Below are 22,247 nucleotides of genomic sequence, written 5' to 3'. Positions count from 1 at the left end.
GGCCTGTCAGCACCTCAACTTGCCTCAGCTTAACAACAATCTCTTCAGGCTTCGGTCTCGTAATTCCCATCTTCGATTCTCCGTTTTCCTAACTATAGGGACGGACCAATTCAAAGGGGGAGGCTCAGAAGACGTACTTCATAATGTTGCTCCAATACAATGCGGTAGATGCTGATAGCGCCTTACCTTGCCTGAATATTGGGGTAATTTGAAGGAAGTTGAAAGTTAGGACTGCCCGCTACTCGTCTAACTGTCTGTAGTGGTGGCGAGCAGCCCTAAAAAACTTATAAGGCTTAAAGAGCAAAGTCCTCAACTGACTTTCCTTGATCAAGCTGTGCCACTAGCCATTTTGGTTTGCGGCCGCGGCCTGACCATGTGTTGTCTGGGTTTGCTGGGTCAGCATACTTTGCAACAGCGGGCGCACGCTTGCCTTTAGCCGCTTCACCACCCAAGAGCTCATCCAGAGAAAAGCCTTTTGCATGTGCCAAAGACTTGATCTCCGCAAGAGCCTCTGCCTTCTTGCGCTTTTCAAAGTTGTAAAGCGCAACAGCAACATCGTTTTGAAGGCTTTTAAGTTCTTGAAGAGAAAGATCATCGAGGTTCATTTTGTATGTTCTACTTTCATACTAGAAAATCAGATTTTGGACTTCTGTTTCTAATATTAACTTACAACCTTGAGCAAGCATGATTTATCGTTAGAGCAAAAAAATTCAAACATTCGATAATAATTAAATTGCGCAAGAAAAATTTTTCTAAAAACAAAGTGTTTAATAAAGTTTCCTTTTGACACTTTAAATAAGTCAACTTGGTTTAAAATATGATATCACTCATAATTTTTAAACTCATCCCGCGACAACTCATACCGTTTGCCCGTAAGCATGTCCTTCTTGAGCCTTGGCGTGAGGTGACTGTAATGCCGCTCAATCATGCCAATGCTTGTGCCCATCTGCACAGCAAGCGCGTGGATGTCCATTCCGTCATTTAGTAGGGCAAAGGTCGCGTAGGTGTGACGCAGGCTATACAGCGTTCTATTCTGCCCTGTGCGTGGACACGTAATCAGCCCTGTGTCTGTGAGGAACTTGCGGAACGTCTGGTGGATGTTCTTTGAGACAGTACCATCTGGCAGTCTGAATACAGGCAGATCAACGCGCTGCTTGAGTAGGTCTTCAAAAGGGATGTGGCTTATGTCTTCACTGCGTTCGTGTATGCGGTTGAGGTAATTGATCGTTCCACTGCGGCAGATAATATCCCTGCGACCGGTTTTGCCAGTTACGCTCATCTCTAGGTATTGCAGATCCTTTTCCTCAAAAAGTGTCACATGCTTCCACTTGAGGTTTAGCGCCTCCGTGCCGTGCCTCATGCCCGTATTGGCCATGATCAACACGTAGTCGCGCATGAGGTGACGCATATCTGTGGGTTTGCCTGCTTTGCCAGTATCAATCCAGCTGGGCAGCTTGCGGATAAGTGTAGCGTACTCCTCATGGGTAAAGTCAGGACGGCGTTCGCTCTTCTCACCACGGTTTACCAGCAGTGGCACATTCTTGTGTGCTATAAAGCCACGGGCCACAGCTTCTTCAAACACACGGTTCATGGCTGAGTTGTGGGTGTTCAGTGTTGAGGCCTTTGGCTCACGGCCCATCTTGGCACGCCGCCACTCGTAGAACTGTTGTACCTTCTCGTAATCGATAGTGGTCACATACTGTGCACCAAAGAAGGGGATGAGGTAACGCTCAATACAAACAATGTAATCTGCGAACACTTTACGCCCTAAACCCGCATCCAGTTGCTTGCGCATATCCGCAATGGCCAGCTTGGCTACATCAGAGAACTTCTTGGTGACTACAGGCAGGTCGTTCTTGTGGCGGAACTTGTATTCCAAATAAGTGTCGCGGGCATACTCCTTGGCCTCAGCCAGATCACGCTTACCAGTGCTTATGCGGATGGTGTGCCCGTCAATCACAAAGGCAGCCTGCCAGCGCTTGCTGCGCTCACGCCGATACACCCGCACCTCGCCGTCTAGTATCAGATGTGTATCATCACGCAGCTGCCGCATATCCTGCTCCTCAGCACAACACTAAGGCAGGGTGCACCAACAAGTCTACGGAAGTGTGTGTTTGGAAGAGGAGAGGTCTGGCAGCAGACATTCACTGCGCTCTGCACTAAGGTCTCGTATGCGGGACAAAACAGACCTTGGAGTTTTCACACTTCGCTGACGCAGCATTGCTTTCCGCTTACGGCATGTCGTATGCCGCACTGTAGCTTATTTCACCGATGCGGTCATTGACGCGCCTTCGTAACGGTAAATTCAAACTTCACTTTCGCTGAACAATATCGGAATGAGCTACTCCCCGAAATCTGGGCTTTTGAAATGGACGCCAGCGGCGCTGAGAAACGATGAATGAACCTGAATTAGGCACGAGAAGCGCTTCAAATTTGATCGCAAGTGTACGGCTATTTTAGCTCCAGGCCCTCCGGCGCATCGGACAAGCGCCCTCCCGCCCGTAGGTCGAGTGCATTTTTCCAGAGCAGCCGGGCACGTAATCGTGGCAACAGGGTTGCCGGGATTGCAGTACGGTCTGGGTCATGCCGGATCTGCTTCCAATCTGCGTCCCGCATGTCGCGCAGAACGACGTTCAGATGAACGCCTGTATGCTCCACAAGGTGTCGTAGGGCGCGCGCAGGAAGGGCGGCACCCGCCTGCACGCGGACACTGTCCAATGTCAGGTTCACAAGCAGCGCTGCTTTATCTTCTTCTCCGCAAAAGATCTGCGCCATCTCCGCCAAATGCCGCGCATGATAGCCTGTCTGCGAGATGATCATGCGACGGCTTTGTGCACCTCGCGGTGGCGCCTCATCAAGAGCAGCATCACTCAACTCATTCAATAATCGGTTGAAATAAGCCGTCCCTGCGCGCATCCACGCCAAGTCCTGAGCAGGCGCGCAGGGCGCATCATAGCGCGCCCCACTCCCCTGACGCTGCAAAAGGGCCGCGCGGGCCTCATGCGTCATTGAGGACCTCGGTTCTCCCGAAGTTCAGCCGCTCCATGATGGGCGCGTCGGAGAAATGGAACAAATCAAACTGAGTTTCAGCCTGAAGTGACCATGTGATCCAGGACGGCACGACGAACATATCGCCTACGTCCAATCGGTGCTCGACCCCGCCCAGCACGACAGCGCCCGCCCCCTGAAAGACCTGAAACACTGATGAGCCGACATCGCGGCGTGTCTTGCTCGTGGTGCCTGCGCGCAGGCGGTGGAACTGGCAGCGGATCGTCGGCATCACATCACCGCCGGTGGTCGGGTTGATATAGCGGATTGCGGCGTGACCCTGGCTTGTAGTGGCCGGTTGCCCCTCTTCCTCAAGCAGCAATTGCTCGGTCAGCGCACGGTCGGTGTGCTCCCATCGGTAGGCACCTATGGGGCTGCTGACGGTATCGCGCAGGGCCGAAAGGGGTCGAAGGCCTGGATGGCACCATAGGCGTTCACCCTGACTGAAGTTGGGGGTCGCATAATCGGTTACCTTGTCAGAGCCAAACTCAAAAAAACCGACATCGTTGTGGCGGCTGAACGGGATATCGAGGCCGTCAATCCACGTCATCGGCGCATCGGTAGCATTGTGATGGCCATGAAAATTCCAACCTGGCGTAAGCAATAGATCCCCGCGTGACATGCGCACCGGGTCGCCGTTCACCACGGTCCAGACGCCTTCGCCCTCTACGACAAAGCGAAACGCGTTCTGGGAATGGCGGTGCTCGGGCGCAGTCTCGCGCGGGCCCAGATACTGGATTGCGGCCCAAAGCGTGGGGCTCACATAGGCATTGCCGCCAAGGCCGGGGTTTGCCAGCCCGATGGCGCGCCGTTCACCCCCGCGCCCCACAGGCACGAGATCGCCAGAGGCTTGCGCCAGCGGCAACAGCTCGGCCCATTTCCAGACATGGGGCACGGCATTTGATTTGGGGTGCATGGGCATTAAATCGCCCAGTTGCGTCCACAACGGGATCAGGTGCTGCGCCTCAAAACCACGGTAGAGCGCGCGCAATTCAGGCGTATCTTCGGGCTGCATACCGTGGGCGACAGTCCCGTGGGTGGTTTCATCTGTCATATGAGGTCTCCTTCAGGCGGCATCGGGTTGCGCGGGCGGGGCCGCGCGACGGAACGGTTCAAGCCCGTCGAGGGCGGCGAAAATGCGGGCGATCGTCGGCCAGCGCTCGGGTGCGATGTCGAAACGGCGATTGTTCCAGACCTGCGCGTAAAGGCAAAGGTCGGCCATCGTGGGCGTGTCGCCATGACAATAGAGGCCTGTTTGCCCCTCGCACGCCAAACGGGCCTCCAGCGCATCGAATGTCATGTGGACCCAATGGGTGAACCACGTTTTCACCGCCGCCTCGTCGGCGCCAAGTGAACCTGTGAGATAGCCCAGAACGCGTAGGTTGTTGAGTGGGTGGATCTCACAGGCGATCATATAGGATAGCGCCCGTACACGCGCTCGGCCAAGCGCATCATCCGGCAATAGAGCGGGCGCGGGCTGCGTCTCCTCCAGCCATTCGATGATAGCCAGTGATTGATCCAACGTGGTGCCGTTTTCCAACTCAAGCGTGGGCACCAAGCCCGAGGCGTTCATCGCCAGATAGTCGGGCGTGCGCGTCTCCCCGTTACGCAGGACATAGGGCACATAGTCATAGGGCAGCCCCTTGACGTTCAGCGCTGCGCGCAGACGCGTGGAGGTCGATGAGCGAAAGAAATTATGCAACCGCCACGTCATGCGCGCGGACCGATATGCGTGGTGATTTGGCCGAGGCCCGCAATCTCGACCGTGCAGGCATCGCCCGGCACCAACGGCCCGACACCTGCGGGTGTGCCCGTCATGATGATATCGCCTTGTTTGAGTGCAACGGAGTGCGAGATGGTGCTGATAATTTCGCGCACCGACCAGATCAGCTCGGATAGGTCGGCGTCCTGTTTTGTTTCACCGTTCACCGACAGTTTGATGCTGCCTGTCTCGGGATGCCCGCACGCGGCCACGGAATGCACCGGGCCTACCACCGCAGAGCGATCAAAGGCCTTGCCCCAATCCCATGGGCGGCCCTTCTCGCGCGCCTCGAGTTGCAGATCGCGGCGGGTCAGATCATTGCCCACGGCATAGCCGAACACATGATCATAGGCCGCATCGAGCGCGATATCCGACCCATCCGCACCGATCACCACGACCAGCTCTGCCTCGAAATGAAAATTCTCAGTGAGCTGCGGATAAGGGATCGTCTCATTGTCGTGCACGATGGCGTCAGTCGGCTTGGTGAAAAAGAAGGGGGGATCACGCTCGGGGTCTTTGCCCATCTCGCGGGCATGGGCGGCATAGTTGCGCCCCACGCAAAAAATACGCCGCACGGGCAAGCGCGCATGGCTGCCGACAATTGGCAGGCTGGTGACGGGGGCGGGTGGAAAGGCGTAGGTCATGAGGGAGTCCTTGGATTATGAATTGGTTTCAGATACGGCGACTGTTGGCGCGTGATCGCTCCGGCCGAGCGCCCAGAGGATGCACAGGGCGACAAACCCTGCTGCGTTAAGCCAAAGCACCGTACCGTCGCCGATGCTCGGCGGCAGCAACAGCGCCACACCCGCCAGCCCGATCAACACGCGGCGCAGCGGACCCGCTGGCCCGTGCAACCAGCCGACAAACGCCGCCGAGACCGCATAGACGCCCAGTACGGCCGTGCTGACCGAGAGAATAATCTCCAACGGTTCACCGATCAGCAGAAGAGAGGGTGAGAAGACAAAGAGGAACGGGATGATATAGGCGGTCCAGCCAAAGCGCATCGCTTCCAACGCGGTCTTCATGGGCGAGGCTTTGGCAATAGCAGCAGCAAAGAATGCGCCGATCCCGATGGGCGGCGTGACCATCGACATCATTCCCAGATAGAAGATGAACAAATGGGCTGCGATTGGCTCTACCCCCGTTTCAACAAGCGAAGGGGCTACCAGCACGGCCAGCAACAGATAAACGCCAACCGTTGGCATACCCATCCCTAAAACCAGACAAACCACCGCCGAGATCAGGAGCAGCAGCAGGAGGCTACCCTGCCCCAGATCAACCAGCGCAAAGGTCACGGCAAAGCCGAGCCCTGTCACGTTGAGTACGCCGATGATGAAACCGGCGGCGGCGGCTATCATGATGATCTCAATCATGGAGCGTCCGGCCTCAACCATGGCTGTCCACAGATCACGCAGGCCCATGCGGCTATTGGCATAGCCCAGCGTCAGCCCGATGATCAGCGCCGCCGCACCGCCCCAGAGCGCCGCTGTCTCAGCCCGCAGGTTAAGCCAGAAGAGTGTGAAGATGATCGCAGCGAAGGGCAGCGCGAACACCCAGCCCTTCGCCAGAACGCCGCGGGTCGCGGGGATCTCAATATCATCGAGCGGCGCGATGCCCTGCTTGGCGGCCTGTAGATCCGCCTGCACGAAAAGAGCGACATAATACAACAGCGCAGGAATGATCGCGGCCACGACGATTTCCGCATAAGAGGTTTGCAGAATATCCGCCATCAGGAAGGCCACCGCCCCCATGACAGGCGGCGCGATCTGCCCGCCCGTGGAGGCCACAGCCTCAACCGCGGCGGCGGTGGTCCGGCGAAAGCCTGATTTGATCATCAGACGGATAGTGACAACGCCCGTCGCCACGATGTTGGAGACGACCACCCCCGAGATTGAGCCGAAGAGCGCGGAGGCCACGATGGAGATTTTCGCGGCCCCCCCACGCCTGCGGCCCATGGTGGCCATGGCGATGTCGTTAAAAAAGTCCGCCCCGCCCGAGCGTAACAAAAGCTGCCCGAAGAAGACGAATGCCACGACAACCGTCGCCGCAACATTCAGCGTGACACCAAACAATCCGTTGGGATCAAACGCCAGATAGACAAGCATTTGCGCAGGCGCGACTTCCCGTGTTTGCAGTGCGCCCGATACCAGATGCCCGACAAGCCCATATCCCAACACGCAGACCACCACGATCACCAGTGTCGGCCCCACCGCACGGCGCAATCCTTCGAGGGAAAGCAAGAACAGCACGCCTGCACATATCAACGCATCCAGCGGAAGCGACATCGCCGAAGATACAAGCCGCGGGTAGGCCCACGCGATATATAATGCCGTGCCAAGCCCCGCCGCGGCCAACACCAGATCGAGCTTAGTTGGCGGCAGATCCGCATGAAGCGGCGCCCGCCGCGCGCGGCGCAACAAAAACACCAACGCCAAGGCGAGCCCCAGAATAATCGCCAGAAACTGCTCGGTGTAATAGGAATATCCCAGCCGCGAGGGCACATCCGCCGCCTGCATTACGGCCGAGAGCGTCAGAAGCCCTGCCAGACCGCGCACCAACGCTCGCACGATTGGCGTGCCTGCGATGGGCGGCGTGAAGGACGCCGTATTGTTGTCAGGCGTTGATGTCACGGGTCTCTCCGGTGCCAAAGGGAATGGGCCCGCAGGTATAACCCTGCGCGCCAAAAGGATGTGCTACTGCTCAGTGCTCATCGCGATGCCGCGGTTCTCGAAGAAGGCTACGGCTGCTGGGTGGTACTCAACGCCGGGATAGTCCTGAAACGCGGTTTCGATATTGAGTGCGCGCAGTGGCGGATAGGCAGCGCCAATGGCCTCAGAGGAATCAAAGATCACCGACAGAAAGCTGTTTACCGACTCATCAGAGACATGCGCGCCTGCCACCAAAACATTGTCCCATGTGACAAACATCATCGGCTCCATCACGCCAACGCGCGGAGGGGCGGGCTGCACTTCGGAAAAATAGAAGGCGGGTCGTACCGCTTGAATTCTCGCCAGCGTCTCTTCGTTCGCCTCGACGGTCAAAAACCGCACACCGCCCACTGAGGCGTCAACCTCGGCCACTTTCGGCCCTCCGACTGCAAAGAATGCGCTGTCCACACGCCCCGACGCCATATCGTCGGAGCCGCGAATAAGCTCGGGCACGGGCACACCGGTGACGTCATCCCACTCAAGCCCGCCAGCGGCGAGGATCGCGGAGATATGAGACCGCGCAATTGGAAAAGCGTCCCAGCCTGACGGCACGCTGCGCCCCGCCAGATCGCTGACCGCCGTCATACCCGAGCTCTCCTTGACATAAAGCCCAACTGGAAACGGATTGATCCGCGCCAAAACGCGCAATTCAGCCATCGGCGCATCATATTCGCCCGTGCCCTGATAAGCCGAGATGACATCATTGACGTCATTGAGGGAAAACTCTGCCAGCCCCTCGTTTAGCGCCTGCATCATCTGCGCGTTGCCGCCATAGGGTTGCACAACCATGCGCATACCCGCATCCTCGCGCGCCTGACCCGCCATGACTGAGCCCATGGTGTTCCAAACCGAACCTTGCGGCGGTGTGGCAATCGATTCCACCTGAGCCATCGCGGCCCCTGCGAACAGCGCGGTACAGGCCGCACCCAATAGGGTTTGTCTAAACATTGTTGTCTCCTCCCGAGAGATGTTGGTTTTCTTTTTTGTTTCAGGCGTCCAGCAACGCCTGACGGTCGATCTTGCCGGTGCCTGTTTTCGGCAACTCGGCCACGTATTCGACGATGCGCGGATATTTGTATGGCTGGAGCGTCGCCTTGACATGCGCGCGCAGCAGATCGCTTTGCGCCGCATCCATCGCCACCCCGTCGCGCAGACGCACAACCGCGCGCAGGGTCGTCCTGCGGTCCTCAAGCGTATGGGCCAGCACCGCGCACTCATGCACATCGGGGTGGTTGTTCAGGCACCGCTCAACCTCCAGCGGCCAGACCCATTGGCCTGAAACCTTGATCATCTCGTCGGAGCGACCCTGAAAGTAATAATACCCGTCGCGCTCCACAAAGCGGTCGCCGGTGCAAATCCAATCGTCCTGCATGGTTTCGCGGGTCTTGTCGGGGCGGTTCCAGTAGTAGGGCGCGGAAGAATGGCCGCGCACAAACATCACGCCTTCCTCGCCCCCCGCCGCTGTCGCGCCGTTCGCGCCCACTAGCCTAATCTCATAACCGGGCACCCGCGCGCCCGCCGCGCCAATTCGGTGGTCATCGACGCTGTTGGACAGATAGACATGAAGCAACTCGGTCGAACCAAGCCCCTCGGTTGGACCATGCCCCACAAGATCGACCCAGCGGGCATAAATCTCCTCTGACAGGATTTCAGCCGCCGACATGCTTTGGCGCAGGGAGGAGAAATCGGTGCTTGCGGCGCGAGGGTGACGCGCAAGCGCTGTAAACAGCGTGGGCAAGCCGAAGAAGACAGTCGGGCGATGCGCCTCGATCGCGTCTAGCACATGCTCGGGGCGCGGTTGCTCCGCCAAAAGCACCGCCGTCGCCCCCACAGAGAACGGGAAGGTCACGGAATTGCCGAACCCGTAAGCGAAGAAAAGCTTGGGCACCGAAAAACAGATGTCATCCGCCGTAAGGCCCAGCGTGTGCTCCCCAAAGGAGGCGTGGGTGTAGGCCATATCATGGTGCAGATGCACGATGCCCTTGGGCCGCCCCGTCGTGCCTGAGGAGTACATCCAGAAGGCCATATCGTCGGGATCAGTGTCGGCGCAGGCCAGCGTATCGGGCTGGCCTTTTAGGAAATCATCGGCGCTCAGCCATCCCTCGCGGGCGACGCCCCCATTCACCTCTACCAGCGTCGGGGCGTCAGCGTACTTTAGCACGTCACTGTCAAAAACCTCCACCAAAGGCCCTTCGCACACCACGACCCGCGCGTCGGAATCCTTTAGGAAATATCCCAGCGTTTCGGACGTTGTCTGAGTGTTTAGCAGCACCGGCACAAACCCAGCACGCGCCGCCCCGAAGAAGGCCGCAACAAAGGCAGGCGTATCATCGAGGAAGAAGGCAATACGTTCACCGCGCGCGAGCCCTGCGGCGGCAAAGGCATGGCCCCACTGCGCGGCCTGCGCGATCAGCGCCGCATAGCTGATGCTGCCGTGTGAGCCGATCAAGGCGGGCTTGTCCGGATTGCGGTGCAGGTTATTCCACAGAATCGCCGAGCAATTAGGGTGCTCCGCCTTCTTGAATCCGATCTCTACAGCGCCGGGCACATCGGCGGCAACAGGATCGCCCAATTGCGCAGGGCGTGCGCCCTCATAGCGCGCGGCAAAGGCGGGCGCGATCTTGCGCAGGCGCGTCGCATCAATCCGCCCCGAGCGGGTGATATAGTCATGGGCGAAATCGATGGGCTCTAGCGCCATCTTGTCGCCGAAACTATCGTACCATTTTGCCGAGGTATTCGCGGCATCCACGATTTTCTTGGCAGTAGGCAACCGCGCGGCCTGAAAATGCGCAAGAGCTGCGTCGATGTCAGGCTCCCCCGCCAGCGCCTCGACCAGTGCGATGCTGTCTTCCAGCGCCAGCCGCGTGCCCGATCCGATGGAGAAATGCGCCGTATGCGCAGCATCACCGATAATCACATGGCGCCCAGACACCCAGTTGCGGCACCACAACTTGGGAAACTGCCGCCACGCCGATTTATTGGTAATAAGCGGCGCGTCTTGCAGTGTTTCGCGGAACAGCTCGGCACAAAGCGCGGCACTGTCGCTCTCGGATATACTGGCAAAGCCATAGCGCTCAAACGTTTCGCCCTCACACTCCACGATAAAAGTGCTGCGGTCGGGTGCGAAGCGGTAGTGATGGGCGTTAAGCGGGCCTTTGTCGGTCTCGATAAAGGTCTGGGTCAGGGCGTCGAAGGGCCGCTCGGTGCCGAACCACGCGAAATGGTTGGTGAAGCTGTCCCACTCGGGCGTGAAATCGTCCTCCATGCTGCGCCGCACCAACGAGTTGAGCCCGTCAGCACCGATCACCAGATCAGCCTCGATCGCTGTGACTTCAGAAATGGCGTGCGAAAATGACATATCAACGCCCAACTCCAGCGCCTGCTTGCGCAGGATCTCGATCAGCTCCAGCCGCCCGATAGCATTGAACCCCACACCGTCAAGTGTTTCACGCCCGTCCGGCAGATCAAGCACCATGTTGCGCCACGTCTCCATATGCGGCGTCACAAGATCATGGATCTGCGCATCGGCCGCCTTGAGAAAAGCAAGCGCCTGATCAGAGAAAACCACACCAAAGCCGAAGGTCGCGCCCTGCGGATTTTGCTCAAACACCTGCACGCGGACATGGGGCATTTTCCGGCGCAAAGCGATGGCTGTGTACAGGCCGGCAGGCCCGCCACCAATGATGGCAAAGGTAAGCTGTTGCGACATTCTCTCTCCCTCGGAGGCTCTTGGTGCCCCTCTGCGGCAACGCTAGAAAATAATTCCACATTGTGCAATAGTTTTTATAGAAAGGAAAAATAGATGTATCACACAGAGAGCTTTAACATCACCTTCGGCGATTGTGATCCTGCGGGAATTGTATTCTATCCAAATACTTACAGGTGGATGGATGCGGCTTTTCACAGCTGGCTGCGCCCCTTCGGTGGCCATGCAGAACTTTGCCGTACATTCGGCGCACTCGGTATCGGTCTCGTCGAGGCGCAAGCGAATTTCAAATCGCCCATGCGCGACGGTGACCTGCTGTCGCTCACGCTTGAGGTGGCCGCCTGGCAACCCCGCATCCTCGATCTAAGCTATCGCGGTACCGTTGGGCAAACCCTGTGCTTCACCGGGTCGGAGCGGCGCGCGTTGTTCATCCGTTCGGAAGGCTCTATGAGGGTCGGCGATATGGGGGCACTTCGAAAGGCATTGAACATCGATGACAAAACAGGGTCAGCATGACGGGCAAAGCGCGGGGATCCAATCGCTTGATGCGGCCCTGCGGGTTCTGGACATTATGGGCGCACAAGACGGCGCGGTGTCTTTGACGGATCTGGCGCGACTTTGTGATATGCCGCCTAGCAAGGTGCATCGCTATCTCGCATCCTTCATCCACGCAGGCTATGTCGAGCAAAAGGAGCGTTCCGGCAAATACGGGCTTGGCGCCTCCTCGGTTCGGCTTGGCTTGTCGGCCATCGGAAGGCATGATTTTGTGAATGGCCCGTCCGGACATTTGTCTGATTTGCGCGACGAAACGGGGCTCACAGTGCTTCTCTCCGTCTTCGGCACCGAAGGCGCTACCGTTGTGCGGTGGGAGCGCGCAGCCTCGCCTGTCGTCACCTCCATGGGGTTGGGCACGATCCTGCCCTTGCTCAACTCCTCGACGGGGAGGGTCTTTCTGGCGTGGGGGCCGCAGGAGCCCCTTCGTGCAACGCTCGCCAAAGAGTTGCACCTTGCGCGTAAGAACAAAGGACTCGCGCGTGATTTCGCGCCCGATCCCGCTGGCATAGAAGCCCTGCGCCGCAAAACGCGCGCACAGGGCTATGCCGCTGTTGACGGCATCTTCATACCCGGTCTCGTGGCAACCGCGGCGCCCATACTCGATTGGCAGGGCGAAGCGCAGGCAGCGGTAACACTGATCGGTACAGAGCCGGAAGATATTGAAGCTGGATCAGATGCTAATCGCAGCCTAATCGACTTCTGTTGCGCCCATTCTTTTACAAAAAACCAATAGCCACTAATTTTGCCTCATCAGGATAATGGTCTCTAGCCGCTTTCGGCGAGCCCACGACTTGATCTTTGCGCATTATGTTCTCGCCACAAAGAGTTCGAATGGCCGGTTTTCTGCTGCACAACCGCATTGAGTTTTACGCTCACGCAGTAATTTAGGTGCAGCATGCGCACGCAGCGTAAAATCAAAATGGCCGAGTCGGGCTCGTTGCTGCCGTTCGCCGCGAGATGCACTAATGTCCGCTTAGAGGCGAAGCTGTGAAGTTCTTGGTTCCAAGAAGCAAACTCCAAGCTTTGTGTTTCCAACAATGTTGCCCCAAAACTCCGCCAACACAGTGTTAGTAATACAGCACTAGCCAACACTGTGTCCAACACAGCGAATCCGCAGTCAAAATAGCGAGTAACACGGCAAAAAGTGTGTGTTTGGTGTGTTTTTGAAAAACACAACCTAAGCGTGTATGGAGCCGATCTAAGTCATTGATATTTTTTGATAAATGGTGCCCGGGGGCGGAATCGAACCACCGACACGAGGATTTTCAATGCAGGTGGCAGTAGATTGGTGTTCGATTACTGTGACTTAGCGTACTGATTTTTTGGTGTGCGTAAAAGTGTGTTTTTGGTAATTTGAGGGTGAACAGAGTGAGAACACTGTGTTGAACACTGTGTTCGCGACAGTGTGAGAAACACAAGAACAGGCGACGCCCTGTTCGAAAAAGCTCCCCGCAAACCCAGTGCGACATACTGATCAAAATTTTCGCTGTCGTTGTTTTCAAAACTTCCACGAACCTGATACTTACAAAGCCTTTAAGAAATAAAAATACACAAAAGCTCCATCGCGCCACCTGAATCTTGCACAAAACCCGCAACATGAGCGCCTTTAACTTTTCCACCAAAATGGCTGAGGAACGGTGGATTTGTGAATGTGAATATCTCGAAGATTTTTCAAAAATGAATTTATAGCATCAGTGTCGCCATCGATATATGGCTGAGACATTGCAACCACCACTGGAGATGGATTGCGGAACTTCGCAGTCCAAGACGCCATCTTAAAAACAACGGGAACAAACCCAACTCCAGATTCGGTCAAGCTGTAGATTTTTTTCTGAGAATGCGTGCCGTCGTCCGTCACTTCCAACATCTCTAAATGGGTAAGTCTCTGTAATCTAGATGACAAGGAACCGGACGAAATTTTTTCAAGGTTGTTTTTCAATATATCATTGAATGTGCGCCGATCAAAAAGAGCGATGTCTCTAATAATGATAGGTATCCACTTGTCACCAAATAGATACGAAGCCAACGCGATGGGACACATTTCTTGTTCAACGGACTGATCAAGCATCGTTTCATCCTCTCTCGAAAACCACTTCAATCTTTAGACTAGATCGCGATGGGAGCCGATGCAAGCATGTTTGCGACGTTGATCACAGAGGTACGCTGCGGATGCGAAATAATCATAACAAGGCACGTCTAGGGGTCCTGACCGGAGTTTTAGCCCTGAACATGGCAAATTTTGCCAGTGCCGAACCATCGCTAGAGCGAGGCACCTATCTGGTAGAAGGCCCAGCCGCCTGCGGTAACTGCCACACGTCTCAAGGTCCTGATGGCCAACACTCTAATACTCAGCGCAACAGCACCAAATAAGACAAATCTTGAAACATAGGAACGAAAAGATGATCAATACTACCAAAATGCTTGCAGCAATTTTAGTTTGCAGCACTACCCCTGTCCTCGCAGATGGTCACTCACAAATTTGGAGCATGGCAGGCCTAGCAAACGCACCGTCGTCTTCTAAGATGATGGAAGGCATGACTGGATCGATTTTGATCAATAGTTCAATCGATTTATGGGATTGGTCAGAAGCGCCTGAGGGCTTCCCAGCACTCGTAACGGCAGAATGCAACCAATCAATAGCACTGACTGCTGAAGGTGCGCCATTCGGAGGCGTGGGCGTTTGTAGTATGATGGATCCAGATGGTGATTTGGCCATTTATTTTGGTGAGATAACGCCACAACTTGAATACATTGGCTCACTAACTGCTGGCAGTGGCAAGTATGAGCCATATGTCGGACAGAAATTTGTTGGGACTGTCACAGGTATGCTGAGCACAGGACAGCAAATGTACCACGTGGTCGCAGCCGATTGAGATCACACCAATGAGTGTAGAAACTTTCACCCGACAACTAAGTTCAACATAATACGGAAAGCAGAATTGAAATGGTTAAAAATGGACAAAGGACCTTCAACTTAAACGTGAAAGTCCCAGCGGATGTCGTATCCAATGTAGATGCTGAAATCAAAACGCATGCAAAGTGGATGCGTGATAATCACAGTTATGATGATAGCAAGATTCAATTAGTTCACTACTATGTTTCAAAATCTGATGAGCTGGTAAATTTTGCAAACCCTGACGATGGGATCACTGGAAACGTACTTTTTTCAATAAACGAAGTTTACGTACGCCCAGAAGGGATTGGTCAGCATCTCGATGCTGCTGGGTCCTGGCCTGATGCCCCCGGTTTCTTCGAAATTATGGCAAAGTACGGCGAAGTGTTGGTTATAAACGGCGAGGTTATAGAGACGTTATAATAGGCCAATGCTTGAACCAATTACCATGTCTGTAACCGGGGATGGTCAACAACACACAACTATCATACTTGAAAGAGAATCCCATGAAAAAGTTTCTAATTAGACGTGAAATGGAAGGCGCAGGAAGCATTCCGAAACATGAATTGAACAATGCAGGCAAAGGCTCAGAAGAAGTTCTGGAAGCGATGCGCTCCGAGGGGAAGAACATTATGCAAGAGCAGAGCTATGTTGTTGGCGATGCTATTTTTTGTATTTACAATTCGGATAGCGAAAATTTGATCAAAGAGCATTCTGAAAGATCGGGTGTTCCTGCCAGTGAGATATCTGAAATTGCTACTGTGATAAAGCACAACACTTCTGTTGTTAGCTAAATCTAAAACTCACCTAATGAATAACACTAACGTTGGGATCGAGACTGTTTCAACAGGATCAAAATGCCCCCGAAAAGGAAATCTACAATGCCAATTGAAGTAAAAAGCTTCGCAACTCAAGCCGATGAATCAAAGGACATGCCAAATGCACGTATGGAGGCTGTTAACGTTCTCGGTCAGCGTGTGATGAAGCTCACACTCGCACCAGAGTGGAAATGGTCGAAGGACATCAAACCAGTTGTGGGTACGCATAGCTGCCAAGCGACGCACACTGGTATCATCGTTGAAGGCACCATTCATTGTGTTTGCGACGATGGCTCGGAGGCCACATATTCTGCTGGTGATGCATATGCGATTTCGCCAAATCATGACGCATGGTGCGTCGGTGGAAAAAGAGCGGTCGTGTACGAGTTTGCCGGAGCATGGGGGGAATAGAAATGTCGTTATACCAGAAACTAACAAAAGTCATGGATGACCGGGATGTCGAGGGTTATGTTGCACTTATTCATGAAGATGCAGAAATTGTATTTCATAAATCAGGTAACAAATTCACAAAAGATGAATGGGCATCGATGGTCGTTGGTATGATGGGGAACCCAAAGTTTGTGAACGATGCATCTCGTTGTGTTTATGAAAATGATGAGATTTTGGTTTCTCATGATTTCATGTCCTACCCCGATGATACCAAAGAAGCCGTGATGCTGGTTTGCATGCTCAAAGACGGAAAAATAATCCGCATGGAAACGGGGGCTACACCGCTCACTTAATTCCCGCAAGGCTATTAATGAGTAAAGGTTAGCGAGGTCCCATTAAAGGGGTCTCGCTCATTACATCTCAAATTTTTCCGATTTTTTGACAGCTCAAAAGCTAATGTTATTGAATTCTATCTGACGCCATCAGCATTGCCAACAACGTGAGTCTGTCATCCTCCCATTTGACGAATGAAATGACTAAGGCATTCAGCCACCTTTAGCCTTTCTTTGGATGGCGTGGCCGAGACTAATTTCACCCTTCAGTAACTTTTTAGGGTAGTCATGGGACAACTACCGAAGCCTCTTGCGGCCAGTGGCGAAGTTTCGATGCGTTCAAAGAACTTTTCCCGTGCTGACTGATCCATCTAGAATCCTCTTATTATCTGAAGGTTAGGGTATTTTTGCTATGCCTGCCAGTCTTTCGGTCAACCAGACGCTGAAGCTCTAGAGTTCCATGCAAGATGTGGACAAAATGCTCAAAAACAGGCGTACAGCTGCAACTTGCGCTAATCCCTACACGTTTTTTACAAGCACAAGTCGGCACCAACACGGTGCTTGTACACGCTGTACGACGCCAGTTGTTTATGATGTTGAGATTGGGCCTTGGCTGCCCTGCGGCTTAAGCCTGTCATAGTCAGCTTGCGATGTTGCGCTAGACGCAGCGGAAGGCATGCCATTTGCTGTAGAGCTTGCAGTGGTCGGTGGCTGCGGCACGTTAGGCTTGGGAACCGGCGGTGGTGCAATGGCTTTGCCAATCCGCGACTTTGGTTTGCCCTTTGGCTTTGCGTCGCCACCCTTGAGGCGCGTCTCTAACTTATTGGCCAAGAAGCTAGCAGTGTTGGAGAAAGTCTTAATGTCTTCAATGGCTTGATCCAACTGAACGCTGCTGGATGCCTTCTCAATCACATCTATCAATCGGCGTAGCTCGTCACGGTCAGTCATGTGCTGCTCCTAGCTTGGGCAGTGGGGTACATAAAAGGCCACCCCAAGAGCATAAGTACTTCCCTACAAAAAACCGCAGCACAGATTTTTGCGGCTGTAGAACCCATTTCGGATGTATGTTCATACCGCCATCCGTTCTGGCGCACGCCACACAGCCTCTGCCTGCCTCGCTATGGCACTCTCACATAACGCTTTCAGGTCTGACAAACGTTTAGCCCACACTTGATGCTCATGTTGATCACTACCAGCCAGTCGAGCGCCATAGTACCCAAGCTTGCTTGCACAAATGCTCAGCGTTTCCACACTGGGTTCTGTGTTGTGATAGCGCAGCACACGGATGTAACCCTCACTGCGCCCCAGCCAGCTGCGGCAAAACTCTGGTGTGTTTTGCACGATCCCCGTTGCGATTAACTCATCGCGCATGTGTTCTAATAGTCTTATGCTCATCTAATTCTCCCAATGTTTTGGTCTCGCAAGTATTTATCAAAACACAGTGGTGTTGGAGCAAACATGAGGGTGGATAGTATCGCTCAACACACAAGCTAGAAGCTGTGTTGTAGCAACTTCTTGCGACACTTTGGTGTAAGACTGTGTTGTGGGAATTTCCTAGGGACTGTGGGATAACCACTATTTTGCAACCACAAACCTACAACACAGTGGTTCCAACACAATTGATGCAACACAATCTTGCCGTTTCTGCCGCCTTTTTCTTCTTCGTTGATAAATACATGCGGAGAACCGCAATGGGATTTGAGCAACGCAAACAAGAACGACAAGCTTTGGTGCAGCATCTTCTGGCAGAAGACTGGGATGTGTTTGGCACGCTCAAGTTTGTGAACGGCAGGACTATTGGCCGGCAATCCGCTCATAAGCTTCTGCGCAGCTATTGGAATAAGATGGACCGCGTAATGTTTGGCAAAGCTGCTGAGCGTCAGAACATGCGCGTCCCACGTTGGTGCTTTGCCCACGAAGGCGCTGACAGTGAGAACTTTCATGTTCACTTCGTTATCAACGCTACACTGCAAAACACAGAACACATGTGCTGTTTGCTCAACGCAGTCTGGGCGCAGCATCATGCTCAAACAGCGGCTCTGGTAAAGAACTGGATCATGCCAGTGCAAGACCGCACAGCTGTGGCCAACTATGTGACCCACGAGTATTGGCGCATGGGCAGCGACACCATTTTAGATGAATTGTGTTGGGACCAAACTTTGCCCAATACCATTGCACGGTTTACACATGAGCAGCAGGCACAACGAATTACACGGGCAGCCAGCCCAATCTGGCTTAGGCAGGCACGACAGGCATTACACACACAAAAGGCACGATATGAGGCAAGCGGTGATTTGCAGATCGTGGAGCGCGGCTAAGCCCCTTCGCACAGCAAACACTTGAGCAGTTTGAACATGACAGATGCCAAAGACGCAGGTCTTGGCACATCCTTGTTCACGAGCAGTTGTTCAAACAAACATCGTAAGACAAAGATGACAAGATAAAGATGTTCAAACACAGAACATCAACAAAAGCTCAAACGAAGATGATTAAACAAAGAGAGATAACAAACAAACACAGCGTCAGCGGAGCAAACCGTTAGACGCTTTTTTTATGGGCGTAGCTTTCGGTGTGTGTACGCTGCTTTCTATATGCCAATCATTGAGCACGAACACATGGGACCAATGCTGTACATATGAGGAAATAACCTCAATATCAAATATTTTCATATAAAATCAGTAACTTGACTGTCTTTTCGGTCGTCCAGTATCACATTTGAACATACGCTTTAGCTGTAACCAAACAGGTAGGAGCGTACATGACACATCTCGCAAAGCTTACATTCAAAACAGTTGATCGCAGCACCAAGCGCGATCCCATTATAGCGCGACGTGACAAACTCATAGCAGGGCTTAAAGAACAAAAGCTGGTTCACGCGGCAGCGCTCAAGAAAGAAGACCACCGCGTTGAACGACACAAGTGGATCAAAGATGAGTTTGGAGAAGCACAGCTGATCAAAACGCATCGCCGTGTACGTCCGTGGTTCTTTGAACAAGACGGTGGGTGGTATGTGCAGTGCAGATACGGGGCACGTGTGATCGCAGTGGATGGCACCAACAACGCAGTGTTTGTGAAGTCATTGGATGAGGTGGCAGCTGCGCTGGATGCTTTGCTCAATGCAGCAGCTGCAGGGGAGCTGGATGCGGCCATTACCCGAGTGGCAGAGCGCCAACCACGCCTCAAACCCGGTGCAGCCAAGGCAAGTGCCAATGGGTGAGGCTATGACAAATCCTCACGCTGCCAAAATAGCAGCACTTAATGATCGGGCGCGTCAGCGTCTCGATCCGTGTCGTTGGGTGATCACTCAGGGCGTGTTGGCCTGTGATCCACTCACAGTTGCACAGCTGTTGATCGCCGTTGAGGACTTCGATGCCTTTACACCAAACAACGACCCGCATGGCGAGCGTGACTTTGGGGTCATCAAGCTGAACGGCAACACGTTCTTTTGGAAGTTTGATTGTTATGACGTGGATCTGCTGATGCATTCACCTGACCCAAGCGATCCCACTGTGACCACGCGTGTGCTCACCGTCATGCTGGCGGACGAGTATTGAGCTGAATCAAAGCTGGCACAGCCATCATCGCCATGCCACTTATTCTGGATGATAGAGTTTCGGCAACTGCCTAATGATAATGCTGTGATGAAGCATTCGCCTTTGCTGCGAGCGGCACTGCTGACCCTGCAATACGCACAGGATCACGGCTCAATCCCCCTTACGCCCAGCAAAGCATTCAAGCGGATCTTCGTGCATTGGGCAGCAGAGCATTTTGATTGGCCCAATATGGGCTATGACGAGTTGTTCAGCGTGAACAAGGTGCTGAATGAATATGACTTTGCTCCGCTTGAGCTGCTTCATTTCCTGTTGATTGAGCTAAAACTCGGGCGGCACTACAAAGGGCAGTTCAAAATCACCAAGCAGGGCGCAGCGCTGTTGGCAAATCCAGCACAGCTACTGAACACCTTGGTGCCTTTTTACATCCTCAACATAGATCACAGTGGTTACAGTCGCAGTGGTGAGCAAGCTTTAGGTACATGGGATGTGTGGTTGAACGTGCTCAATGTCGAAGCAGAGAACGCAGCAACAGAACTTGAGCTGTACGAAGTGTTTTACGGTCCACTTAGTGATGAACCCATGGCATGGCGGGCAACGTCTGCGTTTTACAGCTGTGTGTTGCGCCCTCTGTGCTGGGCTGGGCTATTGCTTGAACACAAGGATCAAGGCTCTAAGAGGTCTGAAGCTGTGTACCTCAAGACGCTGTTGTGGGCGGCGTGGTTACAGTTGGACACAGACGACATCGTAAAGCCCGCCCAACGGCATTGATCGGTCACTGCAATAATCTTCGTGGTAGGCCCGGCAGGACTTGAACCCGCAACCAAAGCGTTATGAGCGCTCTGCTCTAACCAGTTGAGCTACAGGCCCACGCATGCCTTAAATAAAACGCCTAGGCCGCAGTGTCGACCGCGTTTGCGTGCTGCGCGTTATGGACCCAGTTTTCTACAGCGGCGGCTGCGCCATGGCCTAATCCTGCCACGCCAAGAAAGTTGATTTCAAATAGAACATTCTCAGTGACATCCGACCAATGTCCACCAGAAGCAAAAACCAAGCTGCGCAACTCACGCACAGGATCGTCTGCGTTCAAAACACGCGCAATGATACTTTGGAATTCGTTGTGATCAGACATGTGACTTACTCCTTTCTTTAGGCAGCACTAATTTAGAAACGCAGCGACGTTGTGCAAGTGCCAATGGGCTTCATCATCTACTATGGAAATAAATTGTTTATGACAGGCTGCTGGTCATAAAAAAGGCCAAGCATCCTGTTGGATAGCCCAGCCTAAAGCACTTGATAATATGGACAAGAAAGTTGGGGTAACTCATGAATGAGGTCTCAATAGTATACCTTTTGTATGCTTTGCAACCCGATACTGAATTGTGGTAAGAAGTTCAACACTACCAAGAAACCAACACATGGAGACGAAACCTGATATGAGTTCACTTCTTAAGAATATCGCAAAAATGCAGATCATGCTTGCCGATATGGAGGCTGAGTTTGGTATCAGAGATATTGGAGCTATCGAAAAGTCTGTTCTGAGTTCTGTCGCTGATTTAGCCGGTGACACACCTCTGGTGAGCACAAAGGACATTTTGCAGCATCCTTTGAACAACGTTTACTCGCGCCCATCACTGTTTCGAGCGCTGAAAAATCTTGAGAATTTGGGTAAAATTGCTAAAGGTGGCGAGAAGCGCGGCTTATATACTCTCGTAAGCTAAAGCGCATAAACGCACACCAGGACTCACCACACTTGAAAGAGCATATCCAGAACTTCGTGATCGTGAGTGTTGCCTACATCACTGCGTATTCACTTGTGATCGGCTTCGTTGCTCCTCTCCAGCAGATGCTTTTGAGTAATGTCATATTAGAGGTCAGTTTATTGTTCTTGCCTCATGGTATTAGGGTACTGTCTTTTTGGTTTTTTGGGTGGAGAGCAGCTATCTATTTGTTACCCGCAGCATATTTGATGATGGTGGTGAGTGAGCAGGCTGGTATTAGTCTAGACCTGTGGTCTCCGTTGGGTAACATCTTGGCATGCTTGTTAGGCTTTTTAATTGCGAAAGCAGTATTTCCTGATCTTGCCTCGAAACGCGGGATGCCGAATTGGAAATACTTTGGAATAATTGCTTTGTTTGGTTCGTTTTTTAATAGTGTCGGGATGACTGCGCTGCATGCGCACGAGTTAAACCTCTTAATTGCTTCTGGATACGTGATTGGTGACATGGCTGGCTTCTTCGTCTGCTTCTTAATCCTAATGTATGCATTCCGATTTGCCAGACTGCTGACCACAGTGAACGACGCCTAGGCTTTTGTAAGGCTCAAGTTGCTAATGATCTTTGCGATCCATCCCAGCACAAACACAGCAAATCTGCCCTACAAAAAGCCAGCATCGAGGGTCGTGAGACAGCAATACTCAGGTCAAACACGCTGTTTGAACTGACAGTGTTAACACGGCGTTTATTTGCAAATACCCAAACACTC

At 53.4% G+C, this 22,247-nt stretch carries 26 protein-coding genes and 1 tRNA gene; 13 read left to right on the top strand and 14 right to left on the bottom strand.

Annotated elements, in window-relative coordinates; translation table 11 throughout:
• Positions 1-293: 293 nt before the first annotated feature.
• From ACTYEO_RS02965 to ACTYEO_RS02925, 9 genes are all read right to left on the bottom strand, one after another.
• Positions 294-605 (bottom strand): H-NS histone family protein, encoded by a 312-nt coding sequence (locus ACTYEO_RS02965; protein WP_449322202.1) that lies wholly within the window; start codon positions 603-605, stop codon positions 294-296.
• Between the two features lie 218 nt (positions 606-823).
• Positions 824-2,053 carry a tyrosine-type recombinase/integrase gene (locus ACTYEO_RS02960; RefSeq protein WP_449322201.1) on the bottom strand — a complete coding sequence of 410 codons (1,230 nt, stop codon included), beginning with the start codon at positions 2,051-2,053 and terminating at the stop codon, positions 824-826.
• A 398-nt stretch (positions 2,054-2,451) separates the two neighbouring features.
• Complete coding sequence (locus ACTYEO_RS02955; protein ID WP_449322200.1) at positions 2,452-3,009, bottom strand: hypothetical protein; 558 nt, start codon at positions 3,007-3,009, stop codon at positions 2,452-2,454.
• Positions 2,999-4,102 carry a cupin domain-containing protein gene (locus tag ACTYEO_RS02950; RefSeq protein WP_449322199.1) on the bottom strand — a complete coding sequence of 368 codons (1,104 nt, stop codon included), beginning with the start codon at positions 4,100-4,102 and terminating at the stop codon, positions 2,999-3,001. The genes ACTYEO_RS02955 and ACTYEO_RS02950 overlap by 11 nt, the downstream gene beginning before the upstream one ends.
• Positions 4,103-4,114: 12 nt before the next feature.
• Entirely contained in the window at positions 4,115-4,762 is a 648-nt protein-coding gene (gene maiA / locus ACTYEO_RS02945; RefSeq protein ID WP_449322198.1) for a maleylacetoacetate isomerase, read from the bottom strand.
• Positions 4,759-5,454: a fumarylacetoacetate hydrolase family protein gene (locus ACTYEO_RS02940; RefSeq protein ID WP_449322197.1), complete on the bottom strand. Its 696-nt coding sequence runs from the start codon at positions 5,452-5,454 to the stop codon at positions 4,759-4,761. The genes maiA and ACTYEO_RS02940 overlap by 4 nt, the downstream gene beginning before the upstream one ends.
• Positions 5,455-5,469: 15 nt before the next feature.
• Complete coding sequence (locus ACTYEO_RS02935; RefSeq protein WP_449322196.1) at positions 5,470-7,440, bottom strand: TRAP transporter permease; 1,971 nt, start codon at positions 7,438-7,440, stop codon at positions 5,470-5,472.
• Positions 7,441-7,503: 63 nt separating this feature from the next.
• Positions 7,504-8,466, bottom strand: coding sequence for a TAXI family TRAP transporter solute-binding subunit (locus ACTYEO_RS02930; protein WP_449322195.1), 963 nt, complete (start codon positions 8,464-8,466; stop codon positions 7,504-7,506).
• Between the two features lie 40 nt (positions 8,467-8,506).
• On the bottom strand, positions 8,507-11,227 hold the full coding sequence (locus tag ACTYEO_RS02925; RefSeq protein ID WP_449322194.1) for a benzoate-CoA ligase family protein: 2,721 nt from the start codon (positions 11,225-11,227) through the stop codon (positions 8,507-8,509).
• Positions 11,228-11,320: 93 nt separating this feature from the next.
• Between ACTYEO_RS02925 and ACTYEO_RS02920 the strand changes: the two genes are divergently transcribed.
• Both ACTYEO_RS02920 and ACTYEO_RS02915 read left to right on the top strand, forming a co-directional pair.
• A complete protein-coding gene (locus ACTYEO_RS02920; RefSeq protein WP_449322193.1) occupies positions 11,321-11,740 on the top strand; it encodes an acyl-CoA thioesterase in 420 nt (139 codons plus the stop codon).
• Positions 11,718-12,512 carry an IclR family transcriptional regulator gene (locus ACTYEO_RS02915; protein ID WP_449322192.1) on the top strand — a complete coding sequence of 265 codons (795 nt, stop codon included), beginning with the start codon at positions 11,718-11,720 and terminating at the stop codon, positions 12,510-12,512. Before ACTYEO_RS02920 ends, ACTYEO_RS02915 begins: the two co-directional genes overlap by 23 nt.
• An 873-nt stretch (positions 12,513-13,385) precedes the next feature.
• Here the strand turns inward: ACTYEO_RS02915 and ACTYEO_RS02910 are convergent.
• The gene (locus ACTYEO_RS02910) at positions 13,386-13,847 is read right to left on the bottom strand and encodes a winged helix-turn-helix transcriptional regulator (RefSeq protein WP_280099361.1); all 462 of its coding nucleotides are present in this window, start codon (positions 13,845-13,847) and stop codon (positions 13,386-13,388) included.
• A 331-nt stretch (positions 13,848-14,178) separates the two neighbouring features.
• Between ACTYEO_RS02910 and ACTYEO_RS02905 the strand changes: the two genes are divergently transcribed.
• From ACTYEO_RS02905 to ACTYEO_RS02885, 5 genes are all read left to right on the top strand, one after another.
• On the top strand, positions 14,179-14,652 hold the full coding sequence (locus ACTYEO_RS02905; protein WP_449322191.1) for a hypothetical protein: 474 nt from the start codon (positions 14,179-14,181) through the stop codon (positions 14,650-14,652).
• A 71-nt stretch (positions 14,653-14,723) separates the two neighbouring features.
• Entirely contained in the window at positions 14,724-15,095 is a 372-nt protein-coding gene (locus tag ACTYEO_RS02900; RefSeq protein ID WP_068294740.1) for a hypothetical protein, read from the top strand.
• 83 nt (positions 15,096-15,178) lie between these two features.
• Positions 15,179-15,466 carry a nickel-binding protein gene (locus ACTYEO_RS02895; RefSeq protein ID WP_068294737.1) on the top strand — a complete coding sequence of 96 codons (288 nt, stop codon included), beginning with the start codon at positions 15,179-15,181 and terminating at the stop codon, positions 15,464-15,466.
• A gap of 87 nt (positions 15,467-15,553) precedes the next feature.
• Entirely contained in the window at positions 15,554-15,901 is a 348-nt protein-coding gene (locus ACTYEO_RS02890; RefSeq protein WP_082896429.1) for a cupin domain-containing protein, read from the top strand.
• A 32-nt stretch (positions 15,902-15,933) separates the two neighbouring features.
• On the top strand, positions 15,934-16,233 hold the full coding sequence (locus tag ACTYEO_RS02885; RefSeq protein ID WP_449322190.1) for a hypothetical protein: 300 nt from the start codon (positions 15,934-15,936) through the stop codon (positions 16,231-16,233).
• Positions 16,234-16,800: 567 nt separating this feature from the next.
• On the opposite strand, the gene ACTYEO_RS02880 is transcribed toward ACTYEO_RS02885, so the two are convergent.
• A complete protein-coding gene (locus ACTYEO_RS02880; protein ID WP_449322189.1) occupies positions 16,801-17,160 on the bottom strand; it encodes a hypothetical protein in 360 nt (119 codons plus the stop codon).
• A 120-nt stretch (positions 17,161-17,280) separates the two neighbouring features.
• Positions 17,281-17,583: a DUF6626 family protein gene (locus ACTYEO_RS02875; protein WP_449322228.1), complete on the bottom strand. Its 303-nt coding sequence runs from the start codon at positions 17,581-17,583 to the stop codon at positions 17,281-17,283.
• Positions 17,584-17,792: 209 nt separating this feature from the next.
• Between ACTYEO_RS02875 and ACTYEO_RS02870 the strand changes: the two genes are divergently transcribed.
• The 4 genes from ACTYEO_RS02870 to ACTYEO_RS02855 all read left to right on the top strand — a co-directional run bounded on the left by ACTYEO_RS02870 (position 17,793) and on the right by ACTYEO_RS02855 (position 20,534).
• On the top strand, positions 17,793-18,530 hold the full coding sequence (locus tag ACTYEO_RS02870; protein ID WP_449322188.1) for a hypothetical protein: 738 nt from the start codon (positions 17,793-17,795) through the stop codon (positions 18,528-18,530).
• A gap of 440 nt (positions 18,531-18,970) precedes the next feature.
• Positions 18,971-19,429: a hypothetical protein gene (locus tag ACTYEO_RS02865; protein WP_449322187.1), complete on the top strand. Its 459-nt coding sequence runs from the start codon at positions 18,971-18,973 to the stop codon at positions 19,427-19,429.
• A gap of 4 nt (positions 19,430-19,433) precedes the next feature.
• Positions 19,434-19,766 (top strand): DUF3768 domain-containing protein, encoded by a 333-nt coding sequence (locus tag ACTYEO_RS02860; protein ID WP_449322186.1) that lies wholly within the window; start codon positions 19,434-19,436, stop codon positions 19,764-19,766.
• A gap of 87 nt (positions 19,767-19,853) precedes the next feature.
• Positions 19,854-20,534, top strand: a complete 681-nt coding sequence (locus ACTYEO_RS02855; protein WP_449322185.1) for a hypothetical protein — start codon at positions 19,854-19,856, stop codon at positions 20,532-20,534.
• Between the two features lie 22 nt (positions 20,535-20,556).
• On the opposite strand, the gene ACTYEO_RS02850 is transcribed toward ACTYEO_RS02855, so the two are convergent.
• Together ACTYEO_RS02850 and ACTYEO_RS02845 are read right to left on the bottom strand one after the other, a co-directional pair.
• A tRNA-Ile gene (locus ACTYEO_RS02850) sits at positions 20,557-20,633 on the bottom strand.
• Between the two features lie 22 nt (positions 20,634-20,655).
• Complete coding sequence (locus tag ACTYEO_RS02845; protein ID WP_449322184.1) at positions 20,656-20,895, bottom strand: hypothetical protein; 240 nt, start codon at positions 20,893-20,895, stop codon at positions 20,656-20,658.
• A gap of 286 nt (positions 20,896-21,181) precedes the next feature.
• On the opposite strand from ACTYEO_RS02845, the gene ACTYEO_RS02840 reads away from it, so the two are divergent.
• Positions 21,182-21,484, top strand: a complete 303-nt coding sequence (locus ACTYEO_RS02840) for a hypothetical protein (RefSeq protein ID WP_449322183.1) — start codon at positions 21,182-21,184, stop codon at positions 21,482-21,484.
• A gap of 32 nt (positions 21,485-21,516) precedes the next feature.
• Positions 21,517-22,071, top strand: coding sequence for a hypothetical protein (locus ACTYEO_RS02835; protein WP_449322182.1), 555 nt, complete (start codon positions 21,517-21,519; stop codon positions 22,069-22,071).
• The last annotated feature ends 176 nt before the right edge of the window (positions 22,072-22,247 follow it).

The organism is Rhodophyticola sp. SM2404, assembly GCF_053570515.1.
Note: the sequence above shows the minus strand (reverse complement) of the source record. Positions and strands in the feature narration are given on the sequence as shown.

Coding starts and splice junctions, on each gene's coding strand:
- ACTYEO_RS02915 (WP_449322192.1), top strand. CDS start 11,718: ATGACAAAACAGGGTCAGCATGACGGGCAAAGCGCGGGGATCCAATCG.
- ACTYEO_RS02965 (WP_449322202.1), bottom strand. CDS start 605: ATGAACCTCGATGATCTTTCTCTTCAAGAACTTAAAAGCCTTCAAAAC.
- ACTYEO_RS02910 (WP_280099361.1), bottom strand. CDS start 13,847: ATGCTTGATCAGTCCGTTGAACAAGAAATGTGTCCCATCGCGTTGGCT.
- ACTYEO_RS02905 (WP_449322191.1), top strand. CDS start 14,179: ATGATCAATACTACCAAAATGCTTGCAGCAATTTTAGTTTGCAGCACT.
- ACTYEO_RS02855 (WP_449322185.1), top strand. CDS start 19,854: ATGAAGCATTCGCCTTTGCTGCGAGCGGCACTGCTGACCCTGCAATAC.
- ACTYEO_RS02875 (WP_449322228.1), bottom strand. CDS start 17,583: ATGCGCGATGAGTTAATCGCAACGGGGATCGTGCAAAACACACCAGAG.
- ACTYEO_RS02940 (WP_449322197.1), bottom strand. CDS start 5,454: ATGACCTACGCCTTTCCACCCGCCCCCGTCACCAGCCTGCCAATTGTC.
- ACTYEO_RS02890 (WP_082896429.1), top strand. CDS start 15,554: ATGCCAATTGAAGTAAAAAGCTTCGCAACTCAAGCCGATGAATCAAAG.
- ACTYEO_RS02865 (WP_449322187.1), top strand. CDS start 18,971: ATGACACATCTCGCAAAGCTTACATTCAAAACAGTTGATCGCAGCACC.
- maiA (WP_449322198.1), bottom strand. CDS start 4,762: ATGACGTGGCGGTTGCATAATTTCTTTCGCTCATCGACCTCCACGCGT.
- ACTYEO_RS02860 (WP_449322186.1), top strand. CDS start 19,434: ATGACAAATCCTCACGCTGCCAAAATAGCAGCACTTAATGATCGGGCG.
- ACTYEO_RS02955 (WP_449322200.1), bottom strand. CDS start 3,009: ATGACGCATGAGGCCCGCGCGGCCCTTTTGCAGCGTCAGGGGAGTGGG.
- ACTYEO_RS02840 (WP_449322183.1), top strand. CDS start 21,182: ATGGAGACGAAACCTGATATGAGTTCACTTCTTAAGAATATCGCAAAA.
- ACTYEO_RS02950 (WP_449322199.1), bottom strand. CDS start 4,102: ATGACAGATGAAACCACCCACGGGACTGTCGCCCACGGTATGCAGCCC.
- ACTYEO_RS02895 (WP_068294737.1), top strand. CDS start 15,179: ATGAAAAAGTTTCTAATTAGACGTGAAATGGAAGGCGCAGGAAGCATT.
- ACTYEO_RS02885 (WP_449322190.1), top strand. CDS start 15,934: ATGGATGACCGGGATGTCGAGGGTTATGTTGCACTTATTCATGAAGAT.
- ACTYEO_RS02960 (WP_449322201.1), bottom strand. CDS start 2,053: ATGCGGCAGCTGCGTGATGATACACATCTGATACTAGACGGCGAGGTG.
- ACTYEO_RS02880 (WP_449322189.1), bottom strand. CDS start 17,160: ATGACTGACCGTGACGAGCTACGCCGATTGATAGATGTGATTGAGAAG.
- ACTYEO_RS02925 (WP_449322194.1), bottom strand. CDS start 11,227: ATGTCGCAACAGCTTACCTTTGCCATCATTGGTGGCGGGCCTGCCGGC.
- ACTYEO_RS02920 (WP_449322193.1), top strand. CDS start 11,321: ATGTATCACACAGAGAGCTTTAACATCACCTTCGGCGATTGTGATCCT.
- ACTYEO_RS02930 (WP_449322195.1), bottom strand. CDS start 8,466: ATGTTTAGACAAACCCTATTGGGTGCGGCCTGTACCGCGCTGTTCGCA.
- ACTYEO_RS02845 (WP_449322184.1), bottom strand. CDS start 20,895: ATGTCTGATCACAACGAATTCCAAAGTATCATTGCGCGTGTTTTGAAC.
- ACTYEO_RS02900 (WP_068294740.1), top strand. CDS start 14,724: ATGGTTAAAAATGGACAAAGGACCTTCAACTTAAACGTGAAAGTCCCA.